Here is a 15,048-nt window from a genome sequence, read left to right as displayed (position 1 = left end):
TTGTCCTGTTCAGATAGTCCTGATTTTGTTACCTTATCTCTGGAACCAACCGGGACTTTTCTGTTGAAAGGGGCCGGAATTGTCGTGTAGTGACACTTTTGAAATGAAATTGTAAAGAAAGTAACCGGGCATAGGGAAATTAAGATGATATAATGTTGTATTGTAGAACGGAAAGCAGGCAGACGGTGGGTGTCTGCTCATTTTTCTGGCCTGGGTCGAAGAAAATTCGCCAATATTCGACGGAAAGAGAACACCCTGACCGAAGTATGTTACCGATTTAACATATATGGACTTTGGCACCATAGAGAATTGCGAAGCAGGATGTGATGAATGTGATAACGATGAACGAGGTTTGGAAAACATATCCGAACGGCGTAATGGCCATTAACGGCATTGATATACACATAGAAAAGGGAGAGTTTGTTTACGTGGTCGGGCCCAGCGGCGCTGGTAAATCCACGTTTATTAAGCTTATGTACCGTGAGGAAAAGCCCACGCGCGGAGCGATAACAATTGACACAGAGGAGCTGGCGAAACTCAAAGAACGGCATATCCCCCGTCTAAGAAGAAAAATCGGGGTCGTTTTTCAGGATTTTAAACTGCTTCCTTCTCTGACAGTCTATGAAAATGTGGCGTTCGCATTAGAGGTAATTGAAGAAAGTAAGGCAAATATTAGGAGACGAGTCATGCAGGTGCTTGATGTCGTCCGTCTTAAAAATAAGGCACGCTTTCTTCCTCATGAACTTTCCGGCGGAGAGCAGCAGCGTGTAGCCATTGCGCGGGCCATTGTAAACAATCCGTCTGTTCTGATTGCAGATGAGCCCACTGGAAATCTGGATCCGGAAACGTCATGGGAGATCATGCGGATCCTTGAAGAAATTAATGAGCGTGGAACCACTATAGTCATGGCTACCCACAATAAAGAAATTGTAAACACGATTCGTAAACGGGTTATAGCTATTGAAGGCGGACGGGTTGCCCGTGATGAAGTAAAGGGGGACTATGGTTATGAAAGGTAGAACCCTTACGAGACACATAAAAGAAGGAGCAAAGAACTTAGCAAGAAACGGCTGGATGACATTTGCTTCTGTCAGTGCCGTAACGATCATGCTTTTTGTGGTAGGTACTTTCCTCCTTCTTATTATGAATATGAACGCTTTTGCTGATTCTCTTGAAGATGACGTTGAGCTTCGGGTTTTCATTGAAATGACAGCAGATGAGGAAGATCAGGATGAGCTTGAAGCGGAAATCGGTGAACTGGCCCAGGTGGATTCAGTTGAATTTGTCCCCCGTGAGGAAGGGCTCGAGAATCTTATTGTAAGCTTTGGTGAACAGGGGCAGGTACTGGAAACACTGAGAGACGAAAATCCGCTTAATAATGTCTTTGTTGTCCAGGCGGAAGATCCGCAGCAGACACAGGTTCTGGCTGAGGAAATACAGACACTGAACAACGTTGAAGACGTTGAATACGGAGCGGATATTGTTGAACAGTTGTTTTCCGTTACGAACATCCTGCGTTATGCCGGTATTGCATTGATCGTCGGACTTATGTTCACCGCTATGTTTCTGATCGCAAATACAATTAAAATTACGATCATTGCCCGAAAGCGTGAAATTCAGATCATGAAACTTGTTGGTGCAACGAATGGGTTTATCCGCTGGCCGTTCTTTGTAGAAGGACTCCTTCTCGGAATTCTTGGAGCGGTGATTCCTGTGAGTGCCCTCTCCTACGGATATATCAGGCTTGCAGATCTGGTAGAAGCCACACCGGAACTCGGATTTCTGACCATGCTTCCGGCAGTGCCGCTAACGGTTCAGATGGGAGCCTTGTTACTTGGGATCGGTGCTTTTATTGGAATCTGGGGAAGCATGATGAGTGTGCGCAAGTTTCTTAAAGTATAAGGATGGTAGAGATTCAGAGGCATAAAACACCGGGCCGCCTGTGCCCGGTCCTGCCCTGTACATAATGTGAAAGAAAATAAATACTGCCGGGCTTGTCTATTGCCGGGGAAATAAATCAGAAAAGTGTAGTTGAGGGGGAGTTGTTACGATGAATCGCAGACTGGTGCTCGTGTCACTTGCACTAATTCTGGCGTTTTCGACCTTTGCTGGTGCAAACCACTGGTCCACGGCAGAAGCAAATACGGGAGATGAAATTAAAGAAGAAATTGAACGTAAGCAGGAGGAACAGAACCGCAATCAGGAAGAATCGGAACAGAAAGCCGAAGAACTGTCCCAGGTTGAAGCGGAAATTGACGCTTTATATGAGGAAATGCGCGAACTGGATGAGCGTACACAACGGACCAACCGTGAAATAGAAGAAAAACATACGGAAATCGATCAGACAAAGGAAAGAATAGAAGAGCTGCGTGAAGAAATCGAGGAACTGCATGAACGAATTGCTGAGCGTGATGAGCTTCTGAAGGACCGGGTGAACTCCATGTATCGGAACGGCGGGAGTGTGAATTACCTTGAAGTCCTTCTTGGTTCCCAGAGCTTTGGAGATTTGATTGAGAGAATCAATGCCCTCTCTACCATTTCCCGTCAGGACCGCAATATTCTTGAGCAGCATATCGAGGACAAACAAGATCTCGAACAGGCTAAAATAGAGATTGAAGCAGAGTTGACGGCTCTCGAGGAACAGATGAATGAACTGGAAAGCCTTCGCGCTGATCTTGAAAAACAGACGGAAGAAAAAGACCGTCTTGCAGGAGAACTGGAGGAAAAAGGAGCTAATCTGAAAGAAGCCATTCTTTCCCTCGAAGAAGAGCAGGATATTCTTGCCGCTCAGGAAGCTGCAGCCAAGCAGGAACTTGAAGATTGGGAAGAAGAACAGCAAAGGCTTGAAGAAGAACGCAAGCGTAAAGAAGAGGAAGAGCGCAAGAAGAGAGAAGAAGCTGAGAGAAAAGCCGAAGAGGAAGAAGCCAGTCAGTCTGAATCTTCAAGCTCAGGTAACTCAGGTAACTCCGGCAGTTCAGACAGCTCTGGCGGCGGATCGTCATCCGCTCCAAGCGATACGGGTGGTACAATGATGGTGCCGGCAACTGGACGCGTCACATCTGAATACGGTCCACGCTGGGGACGTACCCACCACGGCATTGATATCGGCCAGGGAGGGCGCTCCAATGTTCCGATCGTAGCGGCTGAATCTGGTCAGGTTATTACGGCAAGGTACTTGAACGGATATGGAAATACCGTGATGATCACCCACAACATTAACGGCGAATCCATCACCACCCTTTATGCCCACCTTGACTCTATTGATGTATCACAGGGGCAGTCAGTGAGCCGCGGCGATAAACTGGGGATTATGGGCAATACAGGAAACTCCACCGGTCCTCACCTCCACTTTGAAGTACATCCTGGTGGATGGGACAGTGAGAAATCCAATTCGGTCGACCCTAGAAAATATGTAGACTTTTAACTATTTACCGGGAAATAAGGCAGACGAGCCCGCATCTTTGAATGTACAAAATTCGATGGTGCGGGTTTTTTATATCTTATTAAAGGAAAGATAGTAAGCATCGGGTCGACAATAACATGCTGAGAGGATGGAGCAGGATGACGGTTACGACAGGTATTCCAGCGATCGTTTGTGCGTTTACCATGTTGACCGCTCTTTATTTACACGTGCTTCTCGAACGGATTTTCACTAGAGATAAACCGAGTCTGAAAATCCTCCATTTGCCGAACTTTACATTCAGCTGGCTGATGTACGGACTTCCCTACATCGTTCTTCGCGGTTTTATCGGAGGTGCGATCTTTGAGGAAGGGTGGCTTTTTGTCCTGTACCATGCTTTCCTGGTTCCGCTCCCCATCCTCATTCCCGTTTACCTGATTACAGCACCGCTATTCCACCGGGCTCTGAAAAGGTATGTTGCAGTTGAAGGCAGCAATGTGATTTATATAAAGAGAAAGCTTTACTAATGCAATTAAAGTTTTAAAAGTTAATTAACAGCAGACTTGAATAAAAATTAAGAAAAACTGTCGCCCGGTTACATATCCAATCTCTTCCGGTACAAACTATCAAAAGCTGATGGGTGCAGGATTTCACGGCAGAATTGTCGAAGTTTTCGGCAGAATTTTTCCGGAATAATTTATTCCGGGACCGACATTTGGTATGATTGAAAGAAGATGAAAGTCGGCTGGAAGAGTGACATGGCAGACAAGAATAAACAGGGAAGCATAAACAGCCGGTGTTACCTTGTATTTTGTGATGAGGTGAAGCAATGAACGTTGAGAAAAAACTCCTTCCGATTATCATCGCCGTATCTGTTATTTTGGGAGCTGCCGGTATGTTTATCACCCTCCAGGTGACGGGCACTGATTCTTCAGAACCGGTGATGCAGGATACAGTACCTGTGGAAACCGAATCTGAAATTGTTATTGAAGAGGATATGGCTGAGGAAGACGCCGATCCCGCAGTAGAAACCTCCAGTGAATTGTCACAGGATAATCTGGATAAGTTTCACCGTGCTTTCACTACAATCATGGAAGCTTATGTGGAAGCGCCTGATGAAGATGAACTTCTTGAAGGTGCCATAAGCGGCATGCTTGAGACGCTTGATGATCCGTATTCCGTGTACATGGATCAGGAAAGCGCAGAGGAATTTATGGAATCACTCGATCCATCCTTCGAAGGTATTGGTGCTGAAGTGAATATGATTAACGGCCGGGTAACGATCGTCAGCCCGATTCGTGATTCGCCTGCAGAAGATGCAGGACTCCGTCCAAATGACCTTATCCTTGAGGTTGATGGAGAAGATATAGAAGGTCTTACATTGAATGAAGCAGTGCTTAAAATCCGCGGCGAAAAAGGTACAACAGTAACACTGACTATTGAACGACCTGGAATGAGCGAGGAATTCGAGATCGATGTTGTCCGTGACGAAATCACAGTGGAAACAGTCACTAGTGACCTGATCGAAGCGAACGACCAGAGAATCGGTTATCTGGAAATCCGTTCATTTGCACAGGACACAGCAACGCGTTTTGAAGAAGAACTCAATGAGCTGGAAGAGCAGGGGATTGACGGCCTGATTATCGATGTCCGCGGTAATCCTGGAGGCCTTCTTCAGAGTGTTGAGCAGATCGGAAACCTGCTGATTCCTGAAGGAGAAGCGATCGTACAGCGTCAGGACCGTAATGGAGATGTGGTCCGTCACCTTTCCAACCAGGAAGGAGAAAAGGATTATCCGATTGCAACACTGATTGATGAAGGAAGTGCTTCTGCCTCTGAAATCCTGGCAGCTGCCCTGAAAGAAGCAGGCGGTCATCCGGTAGTAGGTGAAACCACATTTGGAAAGGGAACCGTTCAGCAGACATTTGAGCTTGGTGATGCGAGCGAGCTGAAACTGACCGTGTTCAAGTGGCTTACTGCTGACGGAAACGACATTAACGAAGTTGGTGTCGATCCGACTGAAGAAGTCAGACAGCCGGAGTTTTTCTACCTGTCACCTGTACAGGCAGAAGAACCGCTTGAATTCGATTCAAACTCTGAGCAGGTGCAGAATGCCCAGCTGATGCTGGAAGGACTCGGGTATGATCCTGGCCGCACAGACGGTTACTTTGACTCTGAAACAGAAGAAGCAGTTGAACAGTTCCAGTCTGATATGGATATGGAAGTTACAGGCGTAATTGATGAGGATACGGCACTTGCTCTCCGCGATCAAATTGTGGAAGCCGTGCGTGACCCTGAAAATGACAATCAGTTAAACCGTGCAGTTGAGCTTCTGACAGAATAAAAAGGCTATTTTCGTACAGCTTTTCGAAAACTTATTTATGGAGCGAAAGGCGGCGACTCCAGCGGGAAAAGCAAGAGCCGAAGACCCCCAAAGGACGGTCTTCCCGAGGAGGCTGAGCACAAGACCTGCGGAAAGCGTCCGCCTGCAGCGAATTAAAAATACAATCTTTCCGGAAAGAACAAAATATAAAAAGGCTGAATCATGAGGAGAAACAGAACCTTATGATTCAGCCTTTTTTTTTACGTAAAAACAGATTTCTATACGAATGGTATTTGGGGATGCTCTTTTCCCGCTTTTCCAGTAAAATGAAACGTAAGACAGCCCGGCAAAATAGAAATAAAGGGCGGAAACAAAGGGGTGAGGATGTGGATGGATTAACAGGGGAACTGCTCACTGGCAGCGGCAGGTTTTTCGCGCAGCCATTATTTTATCTGTTTCTATTGACAGCATTATGGTTTGGCTTTCGCAGAGTGAAACGGGAGCGCCGGCATTTTCATACAAGGATCTATGATGTGGTACACGATTTGTTTTTTCCTCTTGCCGCGGGCGCTGCTGCCGGCGCAGGTTTGACTATTGCAGTATTAGGTTTGGGGATTGTCATTCCGGCAGCCGTGCTCCTGCTTCTTTCTGCGGTATGGCTTTTGTTCATTCCTTTCCGTAACAGCCGCTGGCTCAGTTTTACATTCATCGGAAGCGTGACGCTGCTTATAACATTCATACTTCCGGAATCAGGCTCAGGTTCAGCTTGGATTGACGCACGCCTGATGGAAATATCACAGTTAAGCTTACAGAGTGCGGTCTGGTTTCTCGCTTTGATCATGGTTGCTGAAGCTCTTTTAGTCCTTGTAAACGGACCGAAACGAACCAATCCTCTGCTCGTGAAAACAAAGCGCGGGAAAACGGGTGGTGCACATGAACAGAACCGTCTGTGGCTGGCTCCCTCGTTTTTCCTGCTTCCAGCTGGAGGTCTCGCGGTGGCAGGGCTTGGTTCCTGGCCGTTTTCCATCAGTGAAGCTGGGGCGCTGGGGCTTTTACTGTTTCCGATCGTGCTTGGCTTTAAGATAAGATCTACTAACAGTTACCCTGATGCTGCTGTAAAAAGAGCCGGAGCCGGATTACTGCTGCTGTCAGCAGTAACTGCCGGATCAGCCGTACTGGCCATGTTTTACAGTCCTGCTGCGTTTGCGGTGCCAATTCTGATCATTTTAGGAAGGGAAGCAGTGTTCTTTTTCAATGGGCGTCAGTCGGAGAAGGTGCAATCCGTCTTTTTTGCCCGTGAAGAAGGGCTTGTTGTTCTCGGCGTGATTCCCGGGTTGATCGGTGAAAAGCTCGGTGTGAAAGTAGGAGAAAAAATAATAAAAGTGAACGGTAAATCGGTCAGTACCCAGCTGGAACTATATGAGGCGCTGCAGGAAAACAGTGCCTACTGCAGGCTGGAGGTCGTGGATGAACAGGAGCAGGTTCGATTTGTTCAGTCATCGGTTTATGAAGATGATCACTACCAGCTCGGTCTCGTTTTTGTGCCGGACCCGGATAACGGCACGCTGTCCAACCGTGCACTCCGTTATTCTCTGGTACTCCGTCGTGACCGGGAAACGATCCGGTCCTCAGAAGATGATCATCTGCATGAAAAAGAAGCGGCAGCCTCATCGGAAGCCGGAGCAGATGAATCTTCTGCTGAAAAGAAAACAGCTGAGAGGAAAAACAGGGGCAAGCGGGCGAACCGCCCTCTTGCGTCCCATTAATTCAATCAGCTTCGGGAAGTCTGTCTGCGGACAGGCTTCTTTTTTACTCTGATACAAAACATACGTTCGTATTTCTTGTCTTCTTGAGCGCTTTCTGTGATATAATGAGGTACATATGTTAAGAATGGGTAATGGTTAACAACAGGTACGTAACAACAACCTTATACGATAAATGATTCTAACAAAACTGACTCACCTGTCAGTGAAAACGGCTGAGATCAAGGAGGCGTTCCTATTGGACGGGGAAGAAAAAGTATTTGAGCTTGTCTCAAAGTATGAACCGCAGGGTGACCAGCCCGGCGCAATCAAAAAACTGGTCGATGGAATTCAGAAGAAAGAAAAATTCCAGACGCTGCTTGGTGCAACGGGCACAGGTAAAACATTTACAATTTCCAATGTGATTAAGGAAGTAAATAAGCCTACCCTCGTAATTGCGCACAATAAAACACTGGCAGGACAGCTTTACAGTGAGTTCAAGGAATTTTTCCCCAACAATGCTGTTGAGTACTTCGTCAGTTACTACGATTACTACCAGCCGGAAGCCTATATCCCGCAGTCGGATACCTTTATTGAGAAGGATGCCAGCATAAATGATGAGATCGATAAGCTCCGTCACTCGGCAACAAGCTCTCTGTTTGAGCGGAATGATGTGATTATCGTAGCGAGTGTGTCGTGTATTTATGGTCTCGGCTCCCCGAAAGAATATCGTGATCTTGTGGTTTCCGTCCGGACCGGCGCAGAATTGGAGCGGAATGCATTTCTGCGAAACCTTGTTGATGTTCAGTACGAGCGGAATGATATTAACTTTACCCGAGGCACGTTCCGTGTCCGTGGTGATGTGGTGGAGGTTTTTCCGGCTTCGCGTGATGAGCACTGTCTCAGAATTGAGTTCTTCGGCGATGAAGTGGACAGGATTACCGAGGTCGATGCTCTTACAGGGGAAGTCCTGGGTGAACGGAATCACGTGGCCATTTTCCCGGCATCCCACTTCGTTACCCGGGAGGAAAAACTGAAACGGGCGATCGTCAATATCGAGGCGGAGCTGGAGGAGACACTGAAAAAGATGCACGAGGAAGGAAAGCTTCTTGAAGCCCAGCGTCTTGAGCAGCGAACACGCTATGATATTGAGATGATGCAGGAAATGGGATTCTGCTCGGGGATTGAAAACTACTCCCGCCATCTCACATTCCGGGAACCGGGCGCGACTCCATATACACTTATGGACTTTTTTCCTGAAGATTCCCTTCTTGTGGTGGACGAGTCCCACGTTACCCTGCCTCAGGTAAGAGGCATGTATAACGGGGACCAGGCTCGTAAAGGGGTGCTGGTGGACCACGGTTTCCGTCTGCCGTCTGCAAAGGATAACCGTCCGCTTAAATTTGAGGAATTTGAAAAACATATTACCCAGGCTGTTTTTGTATCTGCTACGCCGGGACCATACGAACTGGAGCACTGTCCGGAAATGGTCGAGCAGATCATCCGTCCGACAGGACTTTTGGACCCAACCATTGATGTCCGGCCGATTGAAGGTCAGATTGACGACCTGATCGAAGAAATCCGGATCCGTAAAGAGCGCGACGAGCGGGTGCTTGTTACGACCCTGACGAAAAAAATGAGTGAGGATCTTACAAACTACTTCAAAGAGCTCGGCATCAGGGTAAAATACCTTCACTCTGATATTAAAACCCTTGACCGGATTCAGATTCTCAGGGATCTTAGACGCGGGGAGTTTGATGTCCTCGTCGGGATTAACCTGCTTCGGGAGGGGCTTGATATTCCTGAGGTCTCCCTCGTCGCGATTCTTGATGCAGATAAAGAAGGCTTCCTCCGTGCCGAACGGTCGCTGATCCAGACGATGGGCCGTGCTGCCAGGAACTCTAACGGGCACGTCATTATGTATGCCGACAAAATGACCCGTTCGATGGAGATTGCGATCGATGAAACGAAGCGACGCCGCGCTGTACAGAAGGAATTCAATAAAAAACACAGCATCATTCCGACAACAATACAAAAAGCCATTCCCGAGCTCATTCAGGCGACTTATGCTGCAGAAGACGGGGAAGAGTACGACGCACAGGCGAGCGTGAAGAAGCCACAGCAGAAGATGAGCAGGAAAGAACGGGAAAAAGTGATTGAACGGATGGAGACAGAAATGAAAGATGCGGCAAGAGCGCTTGACTTCGAGCGTGCAGCCGAACTGCGCGATGTGATTATTGAATTGAAAGCGGAAGGGTGAGGAGTGTCATGCTGGAAAACATTGAAATAAAGGGAGCCCGCTCCCACAATCTGAAAGATGTGGATGTCACGATCCCGAGAAACAAACTCGTTGTGTTTACAGGGCTGTCAGGCTCGGGTAAATCATCCCTCGCTTTCGATACGATTTATGCCGAGGGGCAGCGCCGTTATGTGGAGTCCCTGTCTGCTTACGCCCGGCAGTTTCTCGGTCAGATGGACAAACCGGATGTAGATGCGATTGAAGGTCTGTCCCCTGCGATCTCTATTGATCAGAAAACAACGAGCCGGAACCCGCGCTCTACTGTGGGTACCGTTACGGAGATCTACGATTATCTCCGCCTTCTCTACGCCCGTGTAGGAAAACCAGTCTGTCCGGTTCACGGTATTGAAATCAGTTCACAGACTGTTCAGCAGATGGCGGACCGCATGCTCGCCTATCCAGAACGGACAAAGATGCAGATCCTGTCGCCGATCGTTTCCGGGCGTAAAGGAACCCATGCCAAAACGCTTGAAGACATTAAGAAACAGGGATACGTCCGTGTCCGGGTAAACGGAGAAATGCGCGAAGCTGCAGAGGAAATCGAACTTGAAAAGAACAAAAAGCATTCCATAGAAGTTGTGATTGACCGGATTGTGATTAAGGAAGGTGTGGAGTCACGACTGGCGGACTCTCTTGAAACGGCACTGAATCTGGCTGATGGCCGGGTCATGGTGGATGTCATCGGCGAAGAGGAGCTCACGTTCAGCCAGAAGCACGCCTGTCCGCACTGCGGGTTTTCAATCGGTGAACTCGAGCCGCGGATGTTCTCGTTCAATAGTCCTTTCGGGGCCTGCTCCTCCTGTGACGGGCTCGGAAGCAAGCTAGAAGTGGATCAGGATCTCATCGTTCCGGACTGGAGCCGTTCACTGAATGGCAACGCAATCGCCCCGTGGCAGCCGGTAAGCTCCCAGTATTATCCGCAGCTGCTGAAAAGCGTATGCGATCATTACGGAATTGATATGGACGCACCTGTTGAACAGCTGCCGAAACATCAGATGGATAAAATTCTATTAGGCAGTGGCCGGGAAAAGATTTATTTCCGCTATGAAAATGAGTTCGGCAATGTCCGTGAAAAAGAGATTTACTTTGAAGGGGTCATCAATAACATTTCAAGACGTTACCATGAAACTGGTTCGGATTACATCCGGGAGCAGATGGAAGGGTATATGGCACAGAAGCCGTGTCCCACCTGTAAAGGGTACCGTCTTACAAAAGAAGCCCGGAGCGTCCTGGTCGGAGGTAAGCAGATCGGGGAAGTCACGTCTCTTTCCGTTAAAGATGCAAAGTCATTTTTTAAGAACCTCGAACTGTCCGAAAAGGATATGACAATTGCCCGGCTGATTCTGAGGGAAATTGAAGAACGTCTCGGCTTTCTGATGAACGTGGGTCTTGAGTATCTGACCCTGTCTCGCGCTGCCGGAACACTGTCAGGCGGGGAGGCTCAGCGGATCCGTCTCGCCACCCAGATCGGCTCGTCCCTGATGGGTGTGCTCTATATTCTCGATGAACCGTCCATCGGGCTGCATCAGCGTGACAACACCAGGCTGATCCGTACCCTTGAAAAAATGCGGGATCTGGGAAATACCCTGATTGTAGTTGAACACGATGAAGACACCATGCTTGCAGCCGATCATATTATTGATATCGGACCCGGTGCCGGTGCTCACGGAGGCTATATCTCTGCAGAAGGGTCCCCTGTTGAGATTATGGACGATCCGGAGTCGCTGACGGGTGAATATCTGTCCGGGAAAAAGTTCATTCCGCTTCCGGCTGAGCGCCGCAAGTCTGACGGACGGACGATCTCCATTCAGGGGGCGACCGAAAATAACCTGCAGAATACGTCCATTGACATTCCCCTCGGAATTTTCGTAGCCGTGACGGGCGTGTCCGGTTCAGGAAAAAGTACGATGATCAACGATATCCTCTATAAATCTCTGGCGATAAAGCTGACAACAGCAAAAGCAAAGCCCGGTGCTCATAAAAAAATAAGCGGTATCGACCATCTGGAAAAAGTTGTCGATATTGACCAGAGTCCGATCGGACGTACGCCAAGATCCAACCCGGCCACGTATACAGGCGTGTTTGACGATATCCGCGACGTGTTTGCCATGACCAATGAAGCAAAAGTACGGGGCTATAAAAAAGGCCGGTTCAGCTTTAACGTTAAAGGCGGCCGCTGTGAAGCGTGCAGGGGAGACGGGATCATTAAAATTGAGATGCATTTCCTTCCCGATGTTTACGTCCCGTGCGAACAATGTAAAGGTAAACGCTATAACCGGGAAACCCTTGAAGTGACGTACAAAGGGAAAAATATTTCTGATGTTCTGGCGATGACAGTGGAAGAAGCAGTAGGCTTCTTTGAAAACATTCCTAAGATTAAACGGAAAATCCAGACGCTCTATGACGTAGGGCTCACGTATATGACACTCGGCCAGCCGGCAACAACGCTGTCCGGAGGGGAAGCGCAGCGGGTTAAACTGGCCTCACAGCTTCACCGCCGATCGAACGGCAGGACGCTCTATATTCTTGACGAGCCGACAACCGGTCTTCATGTGCATGATATCGACCGGCTTCTGAAGGTTCTCCAGCGCCTCGTTGAAAACGGCGATACGGTGCTTGTGATCGAGCATAATCTGGATGTAATTAAAACAGTCGATCACATTATCGATCTTGGACCGGAAGGGGGCGACAAAGGCGGCAAGCTTGTCGCATCCGGAACTCCTGAAGCGGTCGCCAAGGTAAAAGGATCCTACACGGGAGAGTACCTGAAGCCAATCCTTGAACGTGACCGTGCCAGAATGGAAAAACGAATGAAGGACAGGGAGTCTGTCGGTTCAGGTTCGTAGTATCTTTTGAAGGGAAGGCCATCTGCAGTTGTGCAGGTGGTTTTTCCATTGGAGGGAGTGCTGCGGAGGTAATCAACGGAGATAGGACCTCCCTCTCTGCTGAAAATCTTCCCTGCAGTCATCACTGGGAAGAAACTTTTTCTTTTTTAAATCGTAAAGTCATATTAAGATTATAAATAGAACGTATTTCAGGCTGGAGGGATCACGATGCAGGAAGAACGTAAAATGATTCTCAAGATGATCGAAGACGGCAAAATTTCAGCAGAAGAAGGTCTGCAGCTACTGAATGCACTGAAGGAAGACAAAAGCCAGGGCGATCCGGGGAAAACAACTCAACAGGAAACGAGTCACAGTACGACAAGCGGATCGTCCCATGAAATCTCAACCAAAGTTGACTGGGAAAACAGCTCGGGGGAATATCGTTCAAGAACGAAGCAGCCTTCCTTTGCAAGCCGGTTTACAGAGTTTCTTGAAGATGCGGTCCATAAAATCAAGGAATTTGATCTGGACTTTAATTTCGGATCCTCTGTCGAAATTGAGCACACGTTTCAGCACACGGGAGCAGTCGTCAGACATGTGGATGTGAATGTGGAAAACGGCAGCATTCTTCTCCGGCCCTGGGATGAACCGGATGTTCGAGTGGAGTGCAATGTGAAAGTGTATAAAGTCAATGACGGTGACGAAGCCCGGCGATTTTTCCTCAACGAAGTCATCTTTGATGTCACAGACGGCCGGCTGCGCATCAAATCTCCGTCTAAATCCATGAAAGTCAACTCCGTCGTTTACGTACCGCGAAAAGATCTGGAGAAGGTCAAACTGTATGCCTTTAACGGAAAAATTACCGGTGAAACACTGGAAGCCGTAAACGTGGAAGCGCAGACCGTTAACGGCCGGATCGGTTTTGATAAGGTGGCATGCCGTGATGCAAGGGTTGAAACTGTCAACGGCACGATCTCTGTTGACGATCTGAGTATGGACCACTGTGATGCCAAAACCGTGAATGGCACGATTGACCTTCGTGTAAGCCGGGGTGAAGTGGATGTTGAAACGTTAAACGGCACGATCAACTACACCCTCACTGAACCAGTCGATACAAAAGCCTATTTCAAGACGACAACAGGGAGCGTGGTTGCCCAGCTTCCAGAGAATATGAAAGTTGAAGGAAACCTGAAGTCCTCAGTAGGCGGCCTCAACTGCGACCTGCCGGGCATGACTGTGATTGATGAAAAGAAAGAGTTTGCCAGTAAACGAATGACGTTTCTGGCCAACAAAGAAGCCGAAGCTTCTTTTTACCTGGAAGCAGAGTCCGGTACCGGTTCGGTACAGGTGAAAAACAGCTGACATGGAAACTCATTCATGGTGACTGTTTAACGTAAAAACAGACAGGGTAAAAATAAAATACGAGGCCAGAATAAAAGGAGAGCGGATGGCGGCACCGAAGCCGGCCAGGGCGCTCTCCTTCCTTATTACAATTAGAACAGGCGGTTTTTTCCGTATTGATTGATGCTTTTCGTAAAGTTTTTATAGGCGGAAAGCGTCCGCCTGCAGCGTAATAAACAACATCTTTACGAAAAGAGCCTATTAGAAGAAAGGGTGTGATCAGATGAAACGTCTTTACCGTACTGTAAATGACCGAAAGCTTGCCGGAGTGTGCGGAGGACTTGGAGATTATTTTAATATTGATCCAACCCTCGTAAGAATCATTGCGCTTATTGCACTCATTTTCGGTAACATCGCGACTGTGCTTGCTTATGTGATCGGCATCTTTATCATTCCCAATGAAACGGACAGGAGAGACGGATGAGCTGGCTGATACAGATCCTCGTCAATGCTGTCGTCCTGCTGATTATTGCCCGGTTTTTCTCCGGATTTGAAATCGACGGATTTCTGGCAGCTCTTCTGGCCAGCTTTATTCTTGCCCTCGTAAATCTTATTGTGAAGCCGATCCTGATCGTTCTCACTTTGCCGGTAACGATCCTTACGCTCGGTCTGTTCCTATTTGTGATAAACGCCATCGTCCTTATGATTACCCAGGCCTTCATGGGAGATGCCTTCAATATTGACGGCTTCGGTCTCGCCATAATAGCGGCGATCATCTTCGCGATTTTGAGTGCGCTGATTCATACTTTTATCGTAGATCCAATTACAAAAAGGTAATCATAAATTAAACAGGAATGCAGCCTGAGCTGCATTCCTGTTTTTTTGTGGAAAGATACTTCATTCATGAAAAAAGGAAAGAAGTGAAGAGAGAGAGACCCAGGCGCATGAAGAAAACGGTTTGATAATTTTTTTTGAAAGCAGCTGAAACACCAGCATTTTTGCCCTGCGGGGAGTTATGATAAACTAGAGGGGCTGAGTATGCCGGATTTAAGAGCACGATTCTGCCGGTTTACCGGTGACTGAATGAAAATCCAACGAACAAAGTAAAACATAGGCGC

11 protein-coding genes are annotated in these 15,048 nt (G+C 47.9%); all 11 read left to right on the top strand.

Annotated features, from left to right (window positions below):
• The first annotated feature begins 332 nt into the window (after positions 1 to 332).
• The 11 genes from ftsE to CR205_RS15690 all read left to right on the top strand — a co-directional run bounded on the left by ftsE (position 333) and on the right by CR205_RS15690 (position 14,767).
• Positions 333 to 1,019: a cell division ATP-binding protein FtsE gene (gene ftsE / locus CR205_RS15745; protein WP_110521555.1), complete on the top strand. Its 687-nt coding sequence runs from the start codon at positions 333 to 335 to the stop codon at positions 1,017 to 1,019.
• A complete protein-coding gene (ftsX, locus tag CR205_RS15740) occupies positions 1,009 to 1,902 on the top strand; it encodes a permease-like cell division protein FtsX (RefSeq protein ID WP_110521106.1) in 894 nt (297 codons plus the stop codon). The genes ftsE and ftsX overlap by 11 nt, the downstream gene beginning before the upstream one ends.
• A gap of 148 nt (positions 1,903 to 2,050) precedes the next feature.
• On the top strand, positions 2,051 to 3,424 hold the full coding sequence (locus CR205_RS15735; RefSeq protein ID WP_110521105.1) for a murein hydrolase activator EnvC family protein: 1,374 nt from the start codon (positions 2,051 to 2,053) through the stop codon (positions 3,422 to 3,424).
• A 137-nt stretch (positions 3,425 to 3,561) separates the two neighbouring features.
• Positions 3,562 to 3,927, top strand: coding sequence for a hypothetical protein (locus tag CR205_RS15730; protein ID WP_110521104.1), 366 nt, complete (start codon positions 3,562 to 3,564; stop codon positions 3,925 to 3,927).
• Positions 3,928 to 4,229: 302 nt separating this feature from the next.
• Entirely contained in the window at positions 4,230 to 5,744 is a 1,515-nt protein-coding gene (locus CR205_RS15720) for a S41 family peptidase (protein ID WP_110521102.1), read from the top strand.
• 365 nt (positions 5,745 to 6,109) lie between these two features.
• Positions 6,110 to 7,489 (top strand): PDZ domain-containing protein, encoded by a 1,380-nt coding sequence (locus CR205_RS15715; protein ID WP_142669904.1) that lies wholly within the window; start codon positions 6,110 to 6,112, stop codon positions 7,487 to 7,489.
• A 235-nt stretch (positions 7,490 to 7,724) separates the two neighbouring features.
• Positions 7,725 to 9,725, top strand: a complete 2,001-nt coding sequence (uvrB, locus tag CR205_RS15710) for an excinuclease ABC subunit UvrB (protein ID WP_236634864.1) — start codon at positions 7,725 to 7,727, stop codon at positions 9,723 to 9,725.
• Between the two features lie 8 nt (positions 9,726 to 9,733).
• The gene (gene uvrA, locus CR205_RS15705; protein ID WP_110521099.1) at positions 9,734 to 12,610 is read left to right on the top strand and encodes an excinuclease ABC subunit UvrA; all 2,877 of its coding nucleotides are present in this window, start codon (positions 9,734 to 9,736) and stop codon (positions 12,608 to 12,610) included.
• A 207-nt stretch (positions 12,611 to 12,817) separates the two neighbouring features.
• Positions 12,818 to 13,951 (top strand): DUF4097 family beta strand repeat-containing protein, encoded by a 1,134-nt coding sequence (locus CR205_RS15700; protein WP_110521098.1) that lies wholly within the window; start codon positions 12,818 to 12,820, stop codon positions 13,949 to 13,951.
• Between the two features lie 262 nt (positions 13,952 to 14,213).
• Positions 14,214 to 14,414 (top strand): PspC domain-containing protein, encoded by a 201-nt coding sequence (locus tag CR205_RS15695; RefSeq protein ID WP_110521097.1) that lies wholly within the window; start codon positions 14,214 to 14,216, stop codon positions 14,412 to 14,414.
• Complete coding sequence (locus tag CR205_RS15690) at positions 14,411 to 14,767, top strand: phage holin family protein (RefSeq protein WP_110521096.1); 357 nt, start codon at positions 14,411 to 14,413, stop codon at positions 14,765 to 14,767. The genes CR205_RS15695 and CR205_RS15690 overlap by 4 nt, the downstream gene beginning before the upstream one ends.
• The last annotated feature ends 281 nt before the right edge of the window (positions 14,768 to 15,048 follow it).

Source organism: Alteribacter lacisalsi (genome assembly GCF_003226345.1).
Lineage (GTDB): Bacteria > Bacillota > Bacilli > Bacillales > Salisediminibacteriaceae > Alteribacter > Alteribacter lacisalsi.
Note: the sequence above shows the minus strand (reverse complement) of the source record. Positions and strands in the feature narration are given on the sequence as shown.

Bases quoted from the DNA above. Each gene is read 5' to 3' on its own strand.
- ftsX (WP_110521106.1), top strand. From the start codon at position 1,009: ATGAAAGGTAGAACCCTTACGAGACACATAAAAGAAGGAGCAAAGAAC.
- CR205_RS15735 (WP_110521105.1), top strand. From the start codon at position 2,051: ATGAATCGCAGACTGGTGCTCGTGTCACTTGCACTAATTCTGGCGTTT.
- CR205_RS15730 (WP_110521104.1), top strand. From the start codon at position 3,562: ATGACGGTTACGACAGGTATTCCAGCGATCGTTTGTGCGTTTACCATG.
- CR205_RS15720 (WP_110521102.1), top strand. From the start codon at position 4,230: ATGAACGTTGAGAAAAAACTCCTTCCGATTATCATCGCCGTATCTGTT.
- uvrA (WP_110521099.1), top strand. From the start codon at position 9,734: ATGCTGGAAAACATTGAAATAAAGGGAGCCCGCTCCCACAATCTGAAA.
- CR205_RS15700 (WP_110521098.1), top strand. From the start codon at position 12,818: ATGCAGGAAGAACGTAAAATGATTCTCAAGATGATCGAAGACGGCAAA.
- CR205_RS15695 (WP_110521097.1), top strand. From the start codon at position 14,214: ATGAAACGTCTTTACCGTACTGTAAATGACCGAAAGCTTGCCGGAGTG.
- CR205_RS15690 (WP_110521096.1), top strand. From the start codon at position 14,411: ATGAGCTGGCTGATACAGATCCTCGTCAATGCTGTCGTCCTGCTGATT.